The following is a 19,944-nucleotide window of genomic DNA, read 5'->3' as shown; positions in this document are numbered from 1 at the left end:
TGCGGGGTCGCCCTGTCATGCCCGTCGTGCGCCGACGGGAGAGCGCTCAGCCCTTGCCGCTGCCCCGGTTCGGCAGCACCTGCACGACCGTGGGCTTCGGGCCCTGGCCGTCGTAGTCCGGGAAGTAGGAGCGCTGGGCGCCGAACTCGCCGTCCTCGCCCGGGTGCTGGACGGAGACGAACGCCGAGCGGTCCTCGTCGCGGACGATCGGGCCGCAGGTCTCGGCGTCGATCGGGACGGAGAGGAACTGCTCGACGCGGCCGCGGGCCTCGCCCTCCAGGGTGACGCGGAACAGGCCGTCGTTGTAGCCGATGCCGGAGGGGGCGCCGTCGGTGGAGATCCAGAGGTTGCCCACAGAGTCGAAGGCGAGGTTGTCCGGGCAGGAGATCGGGGAGACCTTCTCGACCGGGAAGCCGGAGAAGTAGGTCTGATCGCCCTGCGCGGGGTCACCGGCCACCAGCAGCAGGTTCCATGCGAAGGCGGTGGAGGTCTGGTCGCCCTGCTCGTCGATCTCCACGATGTGGCCGTCGCGGTTCTGGGAGCGGGGGTTGGCCTCGTCGGGGGCGACCTTGCCGTCGGTGCCGCGATCGGAGTTGTTGGTGCAGGCCACGTACACGCGACGGCTGTGCAGCGAGGGCTCGACGTCCTCGCAGCGGTCCATCTTGGTGGGGCCGACTGCGTCCGCCGCGAGGCGGGTGTGCACGAGGACCTCCTCGACGGTGAAGCCGGGGACCTGGGACTCGCCGTCGACCACGAGCGGCAGCCACTCGCCGGTGCCGTCGAAGGCGCCGTCGGCGGGGACCTCGCCGGAGCCGTCGATCTCGGCGGCGGGCGAGTTGCCGGTGAACCTCGCGACGTAGAGGTCGCCGTTCTCCAGCAGGGTCAGGTTGTGCTCGCGGTCGCCCTCGACGTAGCGGTCGCGGGAGACGAACTTGTACAGGTAGTCGAACTTCTCGTCGTCGCCGGAGTAGGCGACCGCGCGGCCGTCCTCGGCGATGATGATGTTCGCGCCCTCGTGCTTGAAGCGGCCCAGCGAGGTGTGCTTCCGCGGGGTGGAGGTCGGGTCGAAGGGGTCGACCTCGACGATGTAGCCGAAGCGGTTGACCTCGTTCTCGTAGCCCTCGTTGCGGGCGTCGTAGCGGTCGTGCGCGTTCTCCCATCCGCGGGCGGTGGCGGCATCGCGCAGGCCGTAGCGCTTCTCGGCCTCGGAGGTGCCGGCGGAGCGGAAGTAGCCGTGGAAGTTCTCCTCGCCCGAGAGCAGGGTGCCCCAGGGGGTGAGCCCGCCGGCGCAGTTGCCGAGGGTGCCCAGGACCGTGCGGCCCTCGGGATCCTCGACGGTCTTGACCAGGTCGTCGCCCGCGGCGGGGCCGGTCAGCGCGAACTCGTCGTCCAGCAGCATGCGACGGTTCAGCTTCGCGCCCTGCACGTACCGGTAGGGGAAGTTCTTGTTCTTGCGCTCGAGCTCCACGACGGTGAGGCCGTGGGCGGCGCGGCCGATCTCGATCGCCTCTTCGGCGTCGGTGTCGGCCGGCAGCATGATGTTCTCGTTGGTGTACTCGTGGTTCACGAACATCACCGCGCGCTTGCCGGCGCTGCCCGGGATCTCCTGGATCTCGGTGTAGTCGTTGTTGTAGCCGAACTGGCGCTTCTGCGCCTCGGCGCTCTGGGCGTTCCAGTCGAAATCGGGCGCGTCGTCGAACAGGGGGTCGCCCCAGCGGATGATCGGGTGCCAGGCGAAGCCCCGGGGCACGGTGAACTCGTCGACGGCCGCGTCGACCGGCTCGATCGGCGTGAAGGTGAGCTTGGTGCCGTTCGGGGGACGGTGGCCCGCGCCGCCCTTGCCGTTGCCCTGCCCCTTGCCCTTCCCGTTCCCGGGATCGGCGAGCGCGCCCTGCGTACCGGCCAGGCCGATCGCGAGCGCAGCGGTGGAGCCGCCCAGCATGGTCCGACGGGACAGCGCGCGGGAGGCGATGTCGCGGAAGGTGGGGTTGTCGGAGTGGTTGCACTCGCCGAAGGCGCACTGGCTGGCGCACTTGAGCTGGCAGGTCACGGCGGAGCGCTTGCCGCGCACCGCGTCCTTCATGAGGAGGGGCAGATCGATCAGGGCCATGGGGGGAGTCCTTTGCTGGTGATCTCGTTCCTCGCGCGCCGAGGGAGCGCGAGACGATCTGACGATGCGCCAGCAAAGTGAGGTGCGCCCCTCCCTCAGGGGACGCGGAGGTGAACAGCGCAGGACCGCACGGCAACGGCGGGCGATCCGGGGCTCGCCCGCCGTCGGCGGATATCGGGGGGTCGTGCCTGGTGGGGCGGACGGAGCGGTCGACTGATGGGCCGTCGACCCCCGTCGGCGTCAGACCCGGGTGGGCGGCACGAAGGTGTCGGGCTTGACCAGCACGACCGGCACCGCGGACTCGATCGCGACCCGCTGCGAGGTGGAGCCGAGCAGGATCTTGCCGATCGGGGTGCGCTTGCGGATGCCGAGCACCACGAGATCGACCGGATCGTGCTCGATCGCGTCGAGGATGTCGTCGGCCGGGTCGTCGCGGCGCGGCACCGTGCGCAGCTCGTGCTCGAGGCCGGTCTCGGCCAGGCGCTCGGCGAGCGGACGCTGGTCGGTGACCCCGCGGGCCTTACGGGGGTCTGGGGCGCGCTCGGACGCGAGCACGAGCAGCGAGGCGTCGCGGCGCTCGCACTCGGCGACGGCGAAGGCCAGCGCGGCCTCGCTCGTGGCGCTGGGGACGTAGGCCAGCAGGACGGTGGACATGGCGGCTCCTGGGGGCTCGGGAGGGGACGGGGTCAGTCGCGACCGAGGTCGTCGGGGTGGCGGAAGCGGGTGCGGCGGGCCTTCACCGCGCTGTTGTAGAACCAGGTGATCACATACAGGATCAGCCCGACCACGAGCAGCCCGCCTGCGATCACGTAGTTCTGCACCGGCTGCGCGATCGGCGAGACCAGCGCGAAGGATGTGATCGCGCCGATCACCGGCAGCACCGTCGGGGTGCGGAAGTGGGGCACGTCGACCGTGTCCTTGCGCAGCACCAGCACCGAGATGTTCACCAGGCCGAAGACGGTCAGCAGCAGCAGCGCGGTGGTGCCGCCGAGCGCCCCGATCGTCTCCTCGGCGAGCACGTAGCGGACCGAGATCACCAGGGCGATGGCGAGGGCGGTCGAGAAGACGATGCCCGCCCACGGCGTGCGCTGCTTCTTCAGGACGCCGCGGAGGAAGCCCGGCAGGACGTCCTGCTTGGCCATGCCGTAGAGCAGGCGGGAGGCCATCATCATGTTGATCAGCACGGTGTTGGCGACGGCGAAGATCGAGATGAACGCGAAGATCGTGTCGATCGGGATACCGGGGGCGCCCTCCTTGACCACCTCGAGCAGCGGGGTGGTGGACCCGGTCAGCTGCCCGATCGGAACCACGGCGACCGCGAGGACGGAGATCAGCACGTAGATCACGCCGGTGACCGACAGGCCCGCGATGAGCGCGCGGGGGAAGTTCTTCACCGGGTCGACGGTCTCCTCGGCCATGTTCACCGAGTCCTCGAAGCCGACCATGGAGAAGAACGCGAGCGCGGTCGCGCCGATCACGGCCATGAAGATGCTCTTGTCGTCCTGGGTCTCGAAGAGCACCACGCGCGAGAAGTCCGCCTGGCCCTTGCCGACGGCGAAGAAGCCCACGATGATCACGAGCGCCAGACCGGTCATCTCGATGCAGGTCAGGACCACGTTCGCCTTGACCGACTCGGAGACGCCGCGCAAGTTGATCAGCGCCACGAGCCCGAGGAACACGAGCGCGATCGTCGTGGCGACGGCGCCCGCGGAGTCACCGAGCGACTCCTCGAGCCGGAACGCCTTCAGCACGTTCTCGGAGAGGAAGATCGCGCTGGTCGACGCCGACGTGATTCCCGAGGAGAGCACGGCGAAGGTGACCATGAAGGTGAGGAAGTGGATGCCGAAGGCCTTGTGCACGTAGAGCGCCGCCCCCGCGGCCTGCGGGTACTTGGTCACCATCTCCACATAGGAGAGGGCCGAGACCATGGCGACGGCGAAGGCGATGAGGATCGGCAGCCATCCGGCGCCGCCCACCTCGCCGGCGACCCGGCCGGTCAGCGAGTAGACGCCGGTGCCGAGGATGTCGCCGACGATGAACAGCAGCAGGAGCTTCGGGGTGATGGCCTTCTTGAGCTCGGGGTGGCCGTCCTGCCCGGCGGCGGGGCCGGGCGCCGCGGCGGTGTCTGGGGACGAGGTCATGGGAGTCCTCCCGGGATGCGAGGTCGATGCGAGTCCCCCGGGGGAGCGCGGAACCCCGAGACGAGGCGCCATCGCCCAGGGGACCCGGGAAGACCTGGCGCGAACTCTACTCCGTCGGCCCCGCGCCCCCGGTATCCCGGGCACCGGAGCCGCCCTGGTCGGCCCCCGGCTCGCGGCTGGGGAGCCGCAGGGTCTGCACCCACTGGCGCGAGGCGTCGGAGCTGATCGCGAGCACCCCGAGGGCGGAGGCGCCCGCGCCCACCAGCAGCGAATGGGCCACGTCGCCGAGGGTCGCGGAGGCGAGCAGCAGCCGGCCGACGGCGTCGGCCGTGAACAGGCTCATCAGCGCGATCCGCGCCCAACGGCTGCGGCGCAGCACCCCCACCATGAGCACGACCTGCACCACCGCGACGACGCTGAGCAGTATCAGGCCCTCCGGGGAGGGCAGAAGCAGCGAGACGTCCGGGATCCGGGCCAGCAGGTCCACGCCCGCGAGGCGGTCCACCCACTCGGCGGTGAGGATCCCCAGCTGCAGCAGCACCAGCATCCCGGTGAAGACCACGGTCGGCGGCGGGAGGTGGTGGTCGGCGGCGCGGGCGAGGACCTCGTGCACGTCGTCGACCGTGCCGTGCCACTGCGCGCTCAGCTCGTCGCCGATCTCCTGGGGGCCGCGACGTCGCGCCGCCGCGAGCGCGGACTGCGTCGCCGCCCGGGCGCGGGCCTTCATCACCGTGGTGCCCGTGGGCCGATGCCGCGGCAGCATCATCGCCGTCGCCCCGTCGGACCGCGCGGCGGCGCCCTCGACGTCGATCACCGGGAGGTGTCCGTCGGTGCGGAAGCGGTCGCCCTGCCCGTTGCGGTCGTGGTACGCAGTGGAGAACTCCTCGATGACCTCCACCTCGATCCGCGGGTCGGCGAAGCGGACGGTGTCGATGAGATAGTCGCGCTCCACGTCGATGTTCTCGTCGATGCGATGCGTGATCTGCAGGGTGAAGAAGGAGAAGCCGACGGCGCGGTCGTAGGTGCCGGCCGCGAGCCAGTCCGTGCGGTACCCGCCCGGCAGCACGAAGTCGGGCGGCATCCGCCAGAAGCGCACGTGGTGCCGCTTCTCGGTGGTGCCGCCCACCTCCTGCTGGTAGGTGAAGTCGTGGCGCCGACCCATCAGGTACAGGTCCGAGACGGGGGCCGACGGATAGGAGCGGCGCAGCAGCGTCGAGCGCACCATCTGCCAGGCCGAGGACAGGGTGCGCTCCTCCGCGAGCACCCAGCCGGCCCGCCGCATCGCGACGTGCACGTCCCGCTCCGCCCCGTCGAGCGCGATGTTGATCGGGTCCGAGAGCACACCCTCGGTGGTGCGGGTGCGGCCGAAGAAGTAGTCCGGCAGGTAGATCCAGGTCATCAGCTGGTGCAGCCGGGGCAGCGTGATGTAGGTGAGCAGCAGCCAGAAGAGCACCAGGTACAGCAGCCGCACCGGGGTGAGCGAGAAGCCCTCGATCAGGTAGAGCAGCGCGAGCCAGATGGAGACGACCACACCCGCGACGATGAACAGGGTGTCGAGCAGCCCGTAGAGCTCGAAGCGGCGGCGCTCCGCGGTGTGGCCGAGCGCGTGGTCGTACTCGGGCGGGGCGTCGGGCACCGGGCGGTCCAGGGGTGCGAGCCGCGCCGTCCGCGCCGGCGTCATCCGGCGCTCCGCTCGGGCTGGATGCGCATGGGGTCATCGTACGGTCGGGACCTGGCGGGCCTCCCAGGAGCCCGCTCCCACCGAGTGCTGCATCTAGACGGTCATGGCGGCACGGTGACGGTTCAAAAGCAGCACTCGATGCGCACGGCGGGCTGAAGGCGGCGGGCTGGGGGCGACAGGCGACGAGGCGCGTACGCTCGGGGGCGACCCTCACGCACCCCACCCCGGAAGGACCCCATGTCCCCCGTGACCTCCGTCCCCCTGAACGACGGCCGCTCCATCCCCCAGATCGGCTACGGCGTCTTCAAGGTCGACGCCGCGGTGACCGCCGACGTCACCGGCCAGGCGCTCGCCGCCGGCTATCGCCACATCGACACCGCGAAGATCTACGGCAACGAGGAGGGCGTGGGCCAGGCCCTGCGCGACTCCGGCGTGGCCCGCGACGAGGTCTTCGTGACCACCAAGCTGTGGGACGACGCCCATGCGCACGACGACGCGATCGCCGCGTGCGAGGCCTCCCTCGAGCGGCTCGGCCTCGAGCAGATCGACCTCTACCTGATCCACTGGGCCACCCCGTCCCAGGGCCAGTACGTCGAGGCGTGGAAGGCCCTGATCGAGCTGCGCGAGCGCGGCCTGGTCCGCTCGATCGGCGTCTCCAACTTCCCGCTCCCCCAGCTGGAGGAGATCATCGAGGCCACGGGCGTGGTCCCGGCCGTGCACCAGATCGAGCTGCACCCCTACTTCCCGCAGCTCGAGCTGCGCGAGGCCCATGCCCGCCACGGCATCGTCACCGAGTCCTGGGGCCCGCTCGGCCAGGGCAAGTCGGACCTGCTCGAGAACGCTGTGATCACTGAGATCGCTTCGGCGCACGAGGCGACCCCCGCCCAGGTGGTGCTCGCCTGGCACCTCTCCCACGGCATCGTGGCGCTGCCGAAGTCCGTCACGCCGAGCCGGATCGTGGAGAACCTCGCCGCGGCGGAGCTCGTGCTGAGCGCTGAAGAGGTCGCAGCGATCGACGCCCTCGACCGCGGCGAGGCCGGCCGCGGCGGCACGGATCCCGCCACCAAGTGACCCGCTGAGGGCCGGGGCGCCACACAGGGGGCTCCCCGGCCTCGCCCGGCCCTGGCCCGGCCCGGGCGCGGTGCCCGCCGTCAGTAGTAGACGGCGAGCGGGCCCGTCGGCCCCTCGATCACCTGCACCGGGGTGTCGAACACCCGCGAGAGCACCGCGCCGTCCATGATCTGCGCGACCGGGCCCGACTCGACGACGCCGCCGTCCTTCATCGCGACGATGTGGTCCGCGTAGTGGGCGGCGAAGTTGATGTCGTGCAGCACCACCACGATCGTGCGCCCCAGCTCGCGGGCGGCGTCGCGCAGGCGGCCCATCATCTGCACGCTGTGCTGCATGTCGAGGTTGTTCAGCGGCTCGTCGAGGAGCACGTACTCCGTGTCCTGAGCGAGCACCATCGCCACGTAGGCCCGCTGGCGCTGCCCGCCGGAGAGCTGGTCGAGGTAGCGGCCCTCGAGGTCGTGCAGGCCCAGGAAGTCGATCGCCTCGGAGATCTTCTGCTCGTCGAGGGCGGTCAGGCGCCCTTTGGAGTAGGGGAAGCGGCCGAAGCCCACGAGCTGGCGTACCGTGAGCCGGGTGATGAAGTGGTTCTCCTGGCGCAGCACGGAGAGGATCCGGGCGAGGTCTTTCGAAGCGGTCGAGGAGACGTCGTAGCCGGCGACCTCGATCGCGCCCTCGTCGATGCCGAGCAGGCGCCCCACCATGGTCAGCAGGGTCGACTTCCCGGCGCCGTTCGGGCCCACGAGCGCGGTCACGCCGCCCGCGGGGATCTCGAGGGTGACCGGGCCGATGACGACCGACTCCGAGTACTGCTTGCGCACGCTGTCGAGGGTGATCACAGGCGTCCCTTCCGCAGGACGACGGCGAGGAACACGGACCCGCCGACGAGCTCGATGATGATGGAGACCACGCCCTGGGCGTAGAACACGTGGTCCATGAGGAAGTAGGCGCCGGCCAGGATCACGAAGCCCAGCAGCACGCCGACGGGCAGCAGCCGACGGTGGTCGTGCGTGCCGGCCAGCTGGTAGGTGAGGGTCGCGACGAGGAAGCCGAAGAAGGTCATCGGGCCGACCAGCGCGGTCGAGACGGCCATCAGCAAGGAGACCAGCACGAGGGTGTAGATGGTCTGGCGGCCGTGGTCGACGCCGACGTTCAGGCACACGTCCCGGCCCAGCGCGATGACGTTCAGCCGCGGGGAGTTCAGCCAGATCAGCACGCCCGCGACGAGGCAGAGCGGGATCGCGTAGGGCAGGTACTCGACGCTGGCGTTGCTCACCGAGCCGAACAGCCGGGCGGAGAGGACGTCGAACTCGCTCGGGGTGAGCAGGCGCTGCATGAAGCTCGAGACCGAGCCGAGCCCGCCCCCGAGCACGATCCCGATCAGCAGCATCACCTGCATGTTCGCGTACTTCCCGCGGAGCAGCCAGCCGTAGAGCAGCAGGGACAGGACGACCATCGCGGCGACCTGGCCGAGGAACTGGCCGGTGCCCTGCAGCGCGACGACCCCGGCGACGCCGAGGAAGTACACGGCCGCGGTCTGGATCGCGGTGTACAGCGACTCGAAGCCCATGATCGACGGGGTGATGATGCGGTTGCCGGTCACGGTCTGGAAGGCGATCGTGGCGATGGCCTGGCAGAACGCGGCGATCGCCATGACCACGAGGGAGGTCGCGCGCATCTCGGCGATGAGCCAGAAGCCGCGGGAGCCGACGGGCATGGGGTTGTCCAGCGCGAGCAGGCCGAAGCCGGCGCCCGCCGCGGCCAGGGCGAGGGCGAGCACCACGAGCCGGTAGCGGCGCGCGGCCCGGCGGTCCGCGAAGGGCCCCGAGCTGCTGCGCGGTCGGGGCACGGGGGCGCCGAGGGGGCCGAGGTCCGCGGCGGTGTCGGTGGGCGCGGTCGAGACGACATCGGCCGCGACGGAGCTCGGGGCGAGGAGCCGCTCAGCCATGTCGGCGCTGCTTCAGCAGGAGGGCGATGAACACGGCCGCGCCGAGCACCCCGAGGATCAGGGACACGGGCACCTCGAACGGCATGATGATCGTGCGTCCCAGCAGGTCGCACACGGTGACGACGGCGATGCCGAGCAGGCACACCCAGGGCAGGTTCGAGCGCAGGTCGTCGCCGCGCATCATCGAGATGATGTTCGGCACGATCAGCCCGAGGAAGGGCAGGTTGCCGACGACGACCGTGACCACGCCGGTGGCGATCGCGACGAGGCCGGTGCCCAGGAGCATGACCCGCTGGTAGTTCACGCCCACGTTCGTGGCGATGTCCTCGCCGAGCCCGGCGACGGTGAGTCGGTCGGCGACGACGAACACGGCCACGCCCACAGCGGCGACGATCCACAGCACCTCGTACTGGCCGCGCAGCACCGAGGTGAAGGAGCCCGCGAACCACACGCCGAGGTTCTGCAGGGCGTCGAACTGGAGCGCGACGAAGGTGGAGATCGACCCGACGACCGCGCCGAGCATGATGCCGATGATCGGCACGATGAGCGAGGAGCGCAGGGTCACGCGGCGCAGGAAGAGGAAGAACACCATGGTGCCGACGAAGGCGAAGCAGATCGCCACGACCATCTTGGTGAGGATGCTGGCCTGCGGGTCGATGACCAGCACCAGGATCAGCCCCAGGCCCGCCCATTCGGTGGTGCCGGTGGTGGTCGGCTCGACGAAGCGGTTCTGCGTCATCAGCTGCATGATCAGGCCCGACATCGCCATCGCGGCTCCCGCGAGGACCAGCGCGAGGGTGCGGGGGATGCGGGTGATGGCGAACATCTGGCCGCCGTCCTCGGCGCCGAAGATGTCGTACACCCCGGTGAACAGGGAGGCGACGAGCAGCAGCGCGACCACGGCGATACCAATCAGGAGCTTGCCGTCGACGAGCCGCTCGCGCCCGCGGCGCACCGGCGGGGGGTCGGCCGACGGGGCGGGCGGGCGCGCCGGGGCGCCGGGGAGCGCGCCGGTCTGGTCAGATCTGGTCATGGGGCATCCGGGGCGTGCGGTCGGGGCGGGACGCCGCGACGGCGGCCGGGACCTTCGAGGTCCTGGCCGCCGTCTCGGCGTCGAGGTGCTCGTGCAGGATCAGGCCTTCTGCTCGAGCGCGTCGGCGAGGGCGTTGAAGTACTCGGTGTAGGTCTGGATCGACTCGTTGGTGTACGTGTCGGCCGGCATGTACACGATGTTGCCCTCGGTCACGGCGGTCACGGCGGCGAGCGCCTCGGAGGCCTCGAGGATCTCGGCGGCCGGCTCGTACGCGGGGTCGTCGGCGGAGATGGCGGCGTCGCGGTCCATGACCAGGATCCACGCGGGGTTCGCATCGGCGATGGCCTCGACGGAGATGTCGTCGCCCTGGTGGTCGTCACTGCTGCCCTCGACTTCGAGCGCCGGGGTGAGGCCGAGCGCGTCGAAGGCCCAGCCGAGCGTGCGGCCGCCGCCGGGGGCGATGAAGCCGATCTCGCCGCCGGAGACGTTCACGGCCATGACGGTGTCGGCGCTGTCGTAGGCCGCGGTGACGCGGGCCATCGCGGCGTCGAGGTCCGCGCCGAGCTGCTCGGCCTCCGCCTCCTTGCCGAAGACGGTGCCGAGCACGGAGACCTGGCGCTTGAGCTCGTCGGCGAAGGGCTGATCGTCGCGCGGGTCGAGCTCGAGGATCGTGGCGTCGGGGGCGAGGCGCACGAAGTCGTCGTGATAGTCGGCGAAGCGCTGGCCGTTGATGATCAGGGTCGGCTCGGCGGCGACCACGGCCTCGAGGTCGGGCTCGCGGTGGTTGCCGAGGTCGATGATCGACTCGTCGTCCTTGTAGCCGATGGTGGTGGGCATGAGCGCGCGGGCGGCGGCGGTGAGGGTGACGCCCCAGGCCTCGAGCGTCTCGAAGGTGCGGTTGTCGGTCGCGACCACGGAGGCGGGAGGGGTCTGCACGGTCTGTGCGCCGTTGTTGTCCTCCACCTCGACGGAGCCGGCCGTGGCGCCGCCCGCGTCGCTCGCGCCGGAGCCGTCGGCGGCCTGGGTGGAGTCGCCGCAGGCGGTGAGGAGCAGGCCGAAGGCGCCGGCCAGGGAGGCGGCACCGAGGGTGCGTCGGCTGAGCGGGGCAAGCGGGGACATGGAGACCTCTGTCGTCGTCGGGAAGGGGTGCTCCCCGGCGGCGGGGACGAGCTGAGGCTAGCCTCACCTGCCATCTTTTCGCCACTTCGGACTTGCCTTATTCCACGGAGTGGACGGTGACGCTCGTCTCACGGGGACCGGGCGGGTCCGGCCGACGGGGGTGCCGGGCGGCTCCGGCCCCCTCCTCCCCGCCGATCCCCGACGCGCCGCTAGGGTGGTCTCGCCACCCGGGGACCAGGGGCGGGTGTGCGCACGGCACCGAGGGGGACACATGACCGACGGCAATGGACCGCAGCTGCCCGACTTCTCCGGCGGTGGGGGCGACGGCGCCCCGAAGCTGCCGGACTTCTCCGGCGGCGCCGGGGACGGCCGGGGCGGAACCTCCGCAGGACCCGTCGGCGGCCACGGCGCCGGATCCGGCGGCACGGACCCGAGCCTGACCGGCCCTCGCGACCCCGGCTCCGGCCGCGGGAAGGGACCGCTGATCGCGGTGCTCGTCGGCGGCGGCGCCTTCCTCATGATCGTCCTGGCCGTCGGCGCGCTGATCCTCTCCCAGACCGTCCTCTCCCCCGATCCCGAGGAGACCCCCGTCGCCTCGGAGCCCGCAACCACCGAACCGGACCCGTCGGAGGACGCGAGCCCGTCGGAGGTCGTCCCCACCACGGAGTCCGAGCCGAGCGAGGACCCGTCGCTGACCACCATCGAGGTGCCCACCGTGGAGTGCACCTCCCCCGGGAACCGGCAGACCACCGAGCAGGTCGACGGGTCCGTGCGCGGCGGCGGCCTCGAGTTCGCGGTGCAGCCCGAGTGGAACACCGGCTCGAACTGGGGCCGCAGCGCGATGTACATGACCGACGTCCACTCGGCCGATCAGCCGGTCGAATCGGGCTGGTACTCCGTCGTCTCCGTCGGCGCCGTCTCCTGGCCCGAGGAGGAGGGCGGCTACCCCGGCGCGGAGGAGACAGCGCGGGCCATCTTCCAGTGCTCCAGCACCCGCGACGACGCGAAGGAGCTGTACGGCGAGCCGGTGCAGGCCGCGAACTACGTCGAGGAGTCCTTCGAGGTCGACGGCCACCCGGCCTTCATGGTCTCCGGGGACCTGCAGGTCTCGGAGCTCGCGCTGATGCGCACCACCGACGCCTGGCGGAACGTGGTCATCGTGGTCGACGCCCCGGGCGGCCCCGCGGTCTTCGAGGGCGGTGCCGCTCTCGGGCACGAGCAGCAGGTCGCGGATCTCGAGGCGATGATCGCGAGCCTCGCGGTCTCCTGAGCGGCGCGGGCGCCGACCGGGACCGACGGGCGATCCCGTCGGCCCCGGCGGTTCGGCGACGTCTGGTCAGTCCTCGGCGGCGGTCTTCGTGGACTTCGTGCCCTTCGCGCCGCCCTGGGAGACCAGGAGCGCCGCGGCGATCGCGAGCAGCCAGGTGTCCTTGGCGACGGCGGTGCCCTGCTGGGTGGGGCGCACGCCGTCGGACTCGGTCATGCCCGGGGTGCGCAGGTACATCGAGACCAGCGAGCCGGAGAAGCCGGCGAGCGCGAGGCCCGCGACCTTGCTGGGCACGAAGGGCAGCAGCAGCGAGGCGCCCACGGCGATCTCGCCGTAGCTGATGAACTTCGCGAACTGCTCGGGGGTGAGCTTGCCGAGGGCGGGGACGCCGTGGGCGGCCATGCCGCGGAGGTGCTCGGCGGTGCCGGCGTCCATGCCGAGCTTGCCGATGCCGGAGTTGAGGATGAAGGCGCCGGGGACGGCGCGGAGGATCGCGGTGCTGAGAGCCATGGGAGTCTCCTCGATATAGGTTGTTTCAGATTCAATCAGATTCTAGGGCTGGCAGCGGGGGCCTGTCGAGACCCCGCGCGGCGGTCAGACCCGGGCGAGGATCTCGCCGTGCAGGAGGCTGAACCAGGCGTCGGGATCCTCCGCCCACTCATGGGAAGCGGCGGCGATCTCCTCCCGCTCGGCGGGGTCCGCCCAGCCCTCGCGCTCGAGCTGCGCGGCGAGCGGCGCGCTGACGATCCGACCGGCCACGGTGCCGGCCCAGCTGCGCCGGTCCTCGGGGGTCGCGTACAACTGGGCGGAGGCGCTCGCGGTGACCGCGTCCACCGCGAAGCCGGCCTCGCGGGCCCAGGCCAGCAGGCGTCGGCCGGCGTCGGGCGTGCCGCCGTTGGCACGGGCGGCCCGCAGGTAGAGCGCGAGCCAGCGGTCGATCCGCGGCTCCTCAGGCCACCAGCGGAAGCCCTCGTAGTCGCTGTCGCGCGCGGCGACGAGTCCGCCCGGCCGGGTCACCCGGCGCGCCTCGCGCAGCGCGTCGACCGGGCGCGGGAGGTGCTGGAGCACCTGATGGGCGTGGACCACGTCGAAGGAGTCGTCGGCGAGATCCATCGCCTGGGCGTCGCCGACGAGGACCGTCACCTCGTCCAGCCCCTGCGCCGCGAGCTCGGTGCGGGTCAGCGCGGCCGCCTCCTCGCTCACCTCGAGCGCGGTGACCTGCCCGGGACCGACGATCCGGGCGAGTCCCGCGGTGATCGTGCCCGCGCCGCTGCCCACGTCTAGCAGGCGCATCCCCGCGCGGAGATGCGGCACCAGGTGGGCGGCGGAGTTCTCGGCGGTGCGGGCGCGATGGCTGGTGAGCACGGCCTCGCCGTAGCCGTGGGTGTAGCCGGGTGCGGCAGTCATGCCGCCGACGCTACGCCCCCGGCGGCCCCCGGTCGCCGCCGGTCCACGGCGCCCGGCCCCCGCAGTCGGCTCCACGGCACCCGAGGGAGCATGTTCGCGCCAACATGCTTCCTGTATCGCCGCTACCGTCCGGTCACCGGCCGGGGGTCACCGTCGCTCGCGGGCGTAGCGGCCGAGGACCAGCGCGAGGCCGACGACCACGCCGATCGCGGTCTCGAGCACCCGTGCCTGGAGCATGGGTCCGGCGGGCTGCGGGTGGCCCAGCTGCACCATCAGCAGCGCGAGCGGCGTGACGAACAGCAGCGCGATCGAGTAGTTGCGCAGGATGAACATCTCGGCGAGGAACTGCAGCAGCACCACCCACACCACGAGCTGCCACGGCTCGGCCGGGAAGGAGAGCAGGAAGGCGGTGACCACCACGCCGAGCATCGTGCCGATGAGGCGGTGCACGCCCTTCTCGACCCGCGCGCCGTGGCCGGGCGGGGCCAGGGGCGCGACGGCCGCGACCTGCGCCCAATAGGGGAACGGCAGGCCCGAGAGGAGGCCGATCGCGCCGGCCACCAGGGCGGCGACCACGTAGCGGGTGAACTCGGCGCCGAGCTCCCGCGCGGTCACGTCCTCGTGGTCACGATCCAGCACCACGTCCGGGTGCCGCTCCCCCGCCCAGTGCCCGAGCAGCCCCAGCAGCACGCACAGCGCGGCGGCGGACGCGGCGATCAGCCCCGCGAGCCAGAACGGGGCGGCGGACGGCGCGGCGGCGACCGCGGCGGTCGCGAAGACGGGGAAGACCGCCCCGCCCGGCGCCAGCCTGCGCGAGGCCACGAAGACCGCCGACCCGCCGGCGACCAGGGCGCCGACGAGGATCACGACCCAGGAGGAGAGCGCCTCGGGCAGGCTCGGCGCGAGCTGCGCGACGGCGGCACCGATCGTCACGCACCCGGTGAGCAGAGCGCCCGCGAGCAGCTGCCGGCGGAAGCGGTCCCGGGTCGGCTCGTACCGGGAGTAGATGCCGGTGAACGCCCCGAAGCCCGCGTACATCGCCCAGTCGACCCGGCCGGCGGCGAGCAGGATCGCGAGGGGGATCGCGAGACCCACGGCGATCCGGAAGGCGGGGATGTGGTCCACCCGGGCGGGGGCGATGCGGAGCAGGCCGCGGGCCCTCCCAACGAGGTCGGTCCGCGAGCTCATCGGGCTCCTTCCGGGCAGGTCCGGACCGGCCGGGAGGTCGTCCCGGCGGTCGGCGTCGAGGACCTGCCCGGCGGGACGCGCTCGCACGGGGCGTCGACCGGGGGCAGGGCCCTGCCAGCGTAGACCCGCGCCGACCCGCCCCGCCGCGAGCGAGCGGACACCCGAAGGCATCTGTGACATGGGAGACTGCCGCCAGCGCCCCCTCGCGGGCGGTCCTCTGCCCACCCCCGGAGCCTCGTATGTCGCCTTCTCCCGACTCTTCCTCCGCCTCTTCCGCGTCCGCCGGAGCGTCCGGCCCGACGGCCCCGTCGGCCCCCGGCCTCGTCGAGACCACCGGCATCGAGATCATCGAGGAGTCAGCGCGCACCGCCCGCCCGCGCGACCTCTTCTGGCCGTGGTTCGCCGCGAACGTGTCCGTGTTCGGGATGAGCTACGGCTCCTACCTGCTGGGCTTCGGGATCAGCTTCTGGCAGGCGACGATCGTGGCGATCCTCGGCATCATCATCAGCTTCGCGCTGTGCGGGCTGGTGGCGATCGCCGGCAAGCGCGGCTCCGCACCGACGATGGTGCTCTCCCGCGCGGCCTTCGGCGTGCACGGGCAGAAGGTGCCGGGCATCGTCTCGTGGCTGACCTCGATCGGCTGGGAGACCTCGCTCGCGATCTCCGCCGTGCTCGCTACCGCCACGGTCTTCGAGATCCTCGGGATCGGTGCCGGCGGCGCCGTCACGGTGATCGCCGCGCTCGCGATCGCGGCGCTGATCGTCGGCGCCTCCGTGCTCGGCTATCACACGATCATGAAGCTGCAGTCGATCCTGACCTGGGCGACCGGGGCGATGACCATCCTCTTCATGATCCTCACCATCCCCCACATCGACCTCGCGGCGGTGCTCTCGGCCCCGTCGGGCCCGCCGCAGGCGATGATCGGCGCGCTGGTGATGGTGATGACCGGCTTCGGCCTGGGCTGGATCAACATCTCGGCGGACTGGTCGCGGTACCAGAAGCGCACGGCGTCCGACGGCTCGATCGTCCTGTGGAACACCGTCGGCGGGGCGGCCGCCCCGGTGGTGCTGGTGATCTTCGGGCTGTTGCTCGCGGGTTCCGACGAGGACCTGAACGGCGCGATCGCGGGCGACCCGATCGGCGCGCTGATCTCGATCCTGCCGCTGTGGGCGCTGGTGCCCTTCTGGATCGTCGCCGTGCTGACCCTGGTCTCCGGCGCGGTGCTCGGCATCTACTCCTCGGGCCTGACCCTGATCAGCCTCGGCATCGACATCCCGCGCCCCGCCGCGGCCGCCGTGGACGGCGTGATCCTCACGGCGGGCACCATCTGGGTCGCCTTCTTCGCGCAGAACTTCATCGGCCCCTTCCAGAGCTTCCTCATCACCCTCGGCGTGCCGATCGCCGCCTGGGCCGGGATCCTCATCGCCGACGTGCTCTCCCGCCGTGCCGACTACGACGAGCAGGCGCTGTTCGATCCGACGGGCCGCTACGGCTCCGTCGACTGGATCTCGGTGGGCACCCTCGTGGTCGCCTCGGTGGTCGGCTGGGGCCTGGTGGTGAACTCCTTCGCGGACGACGCGCCGTGGAACAACTGGCAGGGCTACCTGCTCGAGCCGCTGGGCCTCGGCACCTTCGTCGAGGATCCGGCCGGCTCCTACTGGGACGGGAACTGGGCATACGCGAACGTGGGCGTGCTGCTCGCGCTCGTGCTCGGTTTCCTGGTGACGCTCGTGGCGCGGCGCGGCCGGATCCGCCGGCAGGAGGCGACCGCATGAGCGCCGCGGAGCCCGCGACCGACCGGGAGGCGTGGCTGCTGGTCGTGGACGCGCAGCGGATCTTCGCCGACCCCGCCTCGGACTGGGCGTCCCCCTTCTGGGAGGGGGCGTGGGAGCGGATCCGCGAGCTCGCCGCCGCGGTGGGGCCGGAGCGGACCCTGCTCACCCGCTGGCTGCCCACCGCGGACCGCTCGACCGCCTGGGGCGACTACTTCGCGGCCTGGCCCTTCGCCGACGTCCCCGCGACCGATCCGCTCTACGCGCTGGTGGACGGCGCCGCGGAGCTCTCCGCGCACCCCACGATCGACGAGCCGAGCTTCGGCAAGTGGGGGCCGCAGCTCGCCGGCGTGGTCGGCCACGCCCCGCAGCTGCTGGTCACCGGGGTCTCCACGGACTGCTGCGTCATCACGACGGTGCTCGCCGCGGCCGACGCCGGGGCGCACGTCACCGTGGTCGCCGATGCCTGTGCGGCCTCCGCCGCGGAGAACGCCACGGCCGCCCTCCACACCATGAGCCTGTTCCCGCCGCAGGTGGATCTGCGCAGCACCGCCGAGGTGCTCGCGGGTCCCTGAGCGCCGCGGGCCCTTCTCCCCGACTGAGAGGAACGACGATGACGAAGCACGAACCGGTCCAGGCGGTCGCTCTGGACGGCCCGCGGGCGTGACCGCGGAGGTGCCCTCTCCCGCGCTGCTCACCGTCGGTCATGGTCGACTGGAGCCGGAGGAGCTCGCCGATCTGCTGACGGGCGCGGGCATCCGGCAGCTGGTGGACGTGCGCCGGTTCCCGGGGTCCCGGACGAACGACGCCGCCGCCCGCGGCAAGGTCGAGGAGATCTGCCGCGGCGCCGGTATCGACTACCGCTGGGACGAGCGCCTGGGCGGGCGGCGACGGCTCACGGCGGAGGAGGACGCCGCCACCCGGGACCCCTGGTGGCGGGTCGCCCAGTTCCGCGCCTACGCCGCCTGGACCCGCAGCGAGGAGTTCCGGGCCGGGATCACGGAGCTGCGGGCCGACGTGGCGCGCGAGCGCACCGCGGTGATGTGCTCGGAGGCGGTCTGGTGGCGCTGCCATCGTCGCCTCATCGCCGACGTGATGCTGCTCGAGCACGGGGTCGAGGTGCTGGACCTGATGCACTCGGGGCAGCAGCGGCCGCACGAGCCGGGCGCCGGCGCCCGGCTGGACGAGGACGGCCACGTGGTCTGGGACCGGACCGACGAGGGCTGACCCGGCGCGGCCTGCCCGGGAAAAGACCTGGCCACGGGCCGCTGCCGGGATCTACCGTCGGCCCATGATGTCCCCCGCCGGCTTCGCCGTCTCCCCCGCCCCGCCCCGCGCCGCCCTGCTCACGGGAGTCGGCCGACGCCGCGGGATCGGCGCCGCGATCGCCCGCGGCCTCGCCGAGGACGGCTTCGACCTCGCCCTCTCCTTCCACGCCGACTACGACCGCCGCGTGCTCGGCGAGGATGCCGACGTGCAGCTGCTCGCCGATGAGCTGCGCGCCACCGGCCGACGCATCGAGCTGCTGCCCGGGGACCTCGCCGATCCCGCCGTGCCGGAGCACCTGGTCACGGCGGCCCGGGACGCCCTCGGCCCGCTCGGCGCGCTCGTGATGAGCCACTGCGAGTCGGTGGACTCCTCGATCCTGGACACGACGGTGGAGAGCTTCGACCGGCACTACGCGGTCAACGTGCGCGCGAGCTGGCTGCTGCTGAAGGCCTTCGCCGAGCAGGTCGCCGTCGAGTCCGAGGCCGGCGGCGCAGCCCCTGCCGGCGGCGCTGTGATTGCCCTGACCAGCGACCACACCGCCCACAACCTCCCCTACGGCGCGACCAAGGGCGCCCTGGACCGACTCGTGCTCGCCGGCACCCACGAGCTTGCGGACCGCGGGATCCGCACCAACGTCATCAATCCCGGCCCGATCGACACCGGCTGGATGGACGACCAGGTCCGCGCTGCCTGCGCCGCGCAGACCCCGGGCGGCGAGCTCGGCGAGCCCGGGACGGTCGCGGACCTGGTGCGCTTCCTCGTCTCCGAGCGGGGCGCCTGGATCCGCGGCCAGCTGCTGCTGTCCAACGGCGGCTTCGCGACACCGGCGGTCTGATCCGCGGTCCCGCGCTCTGACCCCGGCCCCTGCGCTCCCGCCCCGGACGCGGAACGGCCGACGGGCCCGCTCAGCGGGTCCCGTCGGCCGTTCGTGCGGTGGATCAGGCGGCGGTCTCGGCGCTGTCCTTCCGGTTCGACGCCACGAGCGAGGCGATGATCGCGACGCCCATCGCGACCACGATGAAGGTCAGCGAGAGCCAGATCGGCACCTCGGGGATCTTCTGCAGGGTGGAGAAGCCGGGGATGAAGCCGAGCGGCGCCTCGTGGATCGCGTGGATCAGCAGCTTCACGCCGATGAAGCCCAGGATCGCGGCGATGCCGTAATGCAGGTAGGCGAGGCGGTCGAGCATCCCGCCGAGCAGGAAGTACAGCTGGCGCAGACCCATGAGCGCGAAGATGTTCGCGGTGAAGACCAGGAACGGGTTGCGGGTGACGCCGAAGATCGCGGGGATCGAGTCGAGCGCGAACATGACGTCGGTGATGCCGAGGGTGATGAACACCAGCAGCATGGGGGTGAACATGGTGCGGCCGTTCACGACGGTGCGGAGCTTGTTGCCGTCGTAGTGGTCGGCCACCGGGATCACCTTGCGGACTATGCGCATGATCCACGAGTCCGACTCGTCGTCCTCGTCGGCGAAGGCCTGCTTCCATGCGGTGTAGAGCAGGAACAGGCCGAAGAGGTAGAAGATCCCGACGAAGTGCTCGATGATCACCGAGCCCGCGAGGATGAACAGTCCGCGCGCGACCAGCGCGATGATTATGCCCACCATCAGCGCTTCCTGCTGGTACCTCCGCGGCACCCCGAACTTCGCCATGATGATGATGAAGACGAAGAGGTTGTCGACGCTCAGCGAGTACTCGAGCAGCCAGCCGGTGAGGAACTCGGAGGACGGCTTCGCACCGCCCACGAAGAACAGCACCGCCGCGAAGACGAGCGCGAGGCCGACGTAGAAGCCGATCCACGCCGCGCACTCCTTCATGGACGGCACGTGGGGGCGCTTGAGGACGAGCAGGAGATCGGCGAGCAGGATCACGCAGAGCACGACCAGCGCGGCGATCTCGAAGCCGAGATGCAGTTCTCCCATGGGGACTTCTTTCAGAGGG

18 protein-coding genes are annotated in these 19,944 nt (G+C 71.7%); 6 read left to right on the top strand and 12 right to left on the bottom strand.

Annotation, left to right across the window (positions count from 1 at the left end; translation table 11 throughout):
• Positions 1-46: 46 nt before the first annotated feature.
• From ACZCAH_RS08825 to ACZCAH_RS08810, 4 genes are all read right to left on the bottom strand, one after another.
• Entirely contained in the window at positions 47-2,110 is a 2,064-nt protein-coding gene (locus ACZCAH_RS08825; protein ID WP_464340709.1) for a PhoX family protein, read from the bottom strand.
• A gap of 240 nt (positions 2,111-2,350) precedes the next feature.
• The gene (locus ACZCAH_RS08820) at positions 2,351-2,764 is read right to left on the bottom strand and encodes a universal stress protein (RefSeq protein ID WP_464340708.1); all 414 of its coding nucleotides are present in this window, start codon (positions 2,762-2,764) and stop codon (positions 2,351-2,353) included.
• A 32-nt stretch (positions 2,765-2,796) separates the two neighbouring features.
• Positions 2,797-4,251 carry an APC family permease gene (locus ACZCAH_RS08815; RefSeq protein WP_464340707.1) on the bottom strand — a complete coding sequence of 485 codons (1,455 nt, stop codon included), beginning with the start codon at positions 4,249-4,251 and terminating at the stop codon, positions 2,797-2,799.
• A gap of 106 nt (positions 4,252-4,357) precedes the next feature.
• Positions 4,358-5,932: an LssY C-terminal domain-containing protein gene (locus ACZCAH_RS08810; RefSeq protein WP_464340706.1), complete on the bottom strand. Its 1,575-nt coding sequence runs from the start codon at positions 5,930-5,932 to the stop codon at positions 4,358-4,360.
• 237 nt (positions 5,933-6,169) lie between these two features.
• Here ACZCAH_RS08810 and ACZCAH_RS08805 point away from each other — a divergent pair, with 237 nt between their 5' ends.
• Complete coding sequence (locus ACZCAH_RS08805; protein ID WP_464340705.1) at positions 6,170-7,003, top strand: aldo/keto reductase; 834 nt, start codon at positions 6,170-6,172, stop codon at positions 7,001-7,003.
• An 80-nt stretch (positions 7,004-7,083) separates the two neighbouring features.
• Here ACZCAH_RS08805 and ACZCAH_RS08800 read toward each other — a convergent pair whose 3' ends face one another.
• The 4 genes from ACZCAH_RS08800 to ACZCAH_RS08785 form a co-directional block, all read right to left on the bottom strand.
• The gene (locus ACZCAH_RS08800) at positions 7,084-7,839 is read right to left on the bottom strand and encodes an iron ABC transporter ATP-binding protein (protein WP_464340704.1); all 756 of its coding nucleotides are present in this window, start codon (positions 7,837-7,839) and stop codon (positions 7,084-7,086) included.
• Positions 7,836-8,948, bottom strand: a complete 1,113-nt coding sequence (locus tag ACZCAH_RS08795) for an iron chelate uptake ABC transporter family permease subunit (RefSeq protein ID WP_464340703.1) — start codon at positions 8,946-8,948, stop codon at positions 7,836-7,838. The genes ACZCAH_RS08800 and ACZCAH_RS08795 overlap by 4 nt, the downstream gene beginning before the upstream one ends.
• Positions 8,941-9,981 carry an ABC transporter permease gene (locus tag ACZCAH_RS08790; RefSeq protein ID WP_464340702.1) on the bottom strand — a complete coding sequence of 347 codons (1,041 nt, stop codon included), beginning with the start codon at positions 9,979-9,981 and terminating at the stop codon, positions 8,941-8,943. The genes ACZCAH_RS08795 and ACZCAH_RS08790 overlap by 8 nt, the downstream gene beginning before the upstream one ends.
• 99 nt (positions 9,982-10,080) lie before the next feature.
• Positions 10,081-11,100, bottom strand: a complete 1,020-nt coding sequence (locus ACZCAH_RS08785) for a siderophore ABC transporter substrate-binding protein (RefSeq protein ID WP_464340701.1) — start codon at positions 11,098-11,100, stop codon at positions 10,081-10,083.
• Between the two features lie 271 nt (positions 11,101-11,371).
• On the opposite strand from ACZCAH_RS08785, the gene ACZCAH_RS08780 reads away from it, so the two are divergent.
• On the top strand, positions 11,372-12,370 hold the full coding sequence (locus ACZCAH_RS08780) for a hypothetical protein (RefSeq protein WP_464340700.1): 999 nt from the start codon (positions 11,372-11,374) through the stop codon (positions 12,368-12,370).
• A 66-nt stretch (positions 12,371-12,436) separates the two neighbouring features.
• On the opposite strand, the gene ACZCAH_RS08775 is transcribed toward ACZCAH_RS08780, so the two are convergent.
• From ACZCAH_RS08775 to ACZCAH_RS08765, 3 genes are all read right to left on the bottom strand, one after another.
• A complete protein-coding gene (locus tag ACZCAH_RS08775) occupies positions 12,437-12,877 on the bottom strand; it encodes a hypothetical protein (protein WP_464340699.1) in 441 nt (146 codons plus the stop codon).
• Positions 12,878-12,961: 84 nt separating this feature from the next.
• Positions 12,962-13,774, bottom strand: a complete 813-nt coding sequence (locus tag ACZCAH_RS08770; protein ID WP_464340698.1) for a methyltransferase domain-containing protein — start codon at positions 13,772-13,774, stop codon at positions 12,962-12,964.
• A gap of 147 nt (positions 13,775-13,921) precedes the next feature.
• Positions 13,922-14,962 (bottom strand): FUSC family protein, encoded by a 1,041-nt coding sequence (locus ACZCAH_RS08765; RefSeq protein ID WP_464340697.1) that lies wholly within the window; start codon positions 14,960-14,962, stop codon positions 13,922-13,924.
• A 239-nt stretch (positions 14,963-15,201) separates the two neighbouring features.
• Here ACZCAH_RS08765 and ACZCAH_RS08760 point away from each other — a divergent pair, with 239 nt between their 5' ends.
• From ACZCAH_RS08760 to ACZCAH_RS08745, 4 genes are all read left to right on the top strand, one after another.
• Positions 15,202-16,737: a purine-cytosine permease family protein gene (locus tag ACZCAH_RS08760; RefSeq protein ID WP_464340696.1), complete on the top strand. Its 1,536-nt coding sequence runs from the start codon at positions 15,202-15,204 to the stop codon at positions 16,735-16,737.
• Entirely contained in the window at positions 16,734-17,309 is a 576-nt protein-coding gene (locus tag ACZCAH_RS08755) for a cysteine hydrolase family protein (protein WP_464340695.1), read from the top strand. The genes ACZCAH_RS08760 and ACZCAH_RS08755 overlap by 4 nt, the downstream gene beginning before the upstream one ends.
• Before the next feature lie 88 nt (positions 17,310-17,397).
• On the top strand, positions 17,398-17,961 hold the full coding sequence (locus ACZCAH_RS08750) for a DUF488 domain-containing protein (protein ID WP_464340694.1): 564 nt from the start codon (positions 17,398-17,400) through the stop codon (positions 17,959-17,961).
• Positions 17,962-18,028: 67 nt separating this feature from the next.
• Entirely contained in the window at positions 18,029-18,838 is an 810-nt protein-coding gene (locus ACZCAH_RS08745) for an SDR family oxidoreductase (protein WP_464340784.1), read from the top strand.
• Between the two features lie 103 nt (positions 18,839-18,941).
• Here ACZCAH_RS08745 and ACZCAH_RS08740 read toward each other — a convergent pair whose 3' ends face one another.
• Positions 18,942-19,925, bottom strand: a complete 984-nt coding sequence (locus ACZCAH_RS08740) for a TerC family protein (RefSeq protein WP_464340693.1) — start codon at positions 19,923-19,925, stop codon at positions 18,942-18,944.
• Positions 19,926-19,944: the final 19 nt, after the last annotated feature.

This window comes from Brachybacterium sp. B718/18, assembly GCF_055454375.1.
Note: the sequence above shows the minus strand (reverse complement) of the source record. Positions and strands in the feature narration are given on the sequence as shown.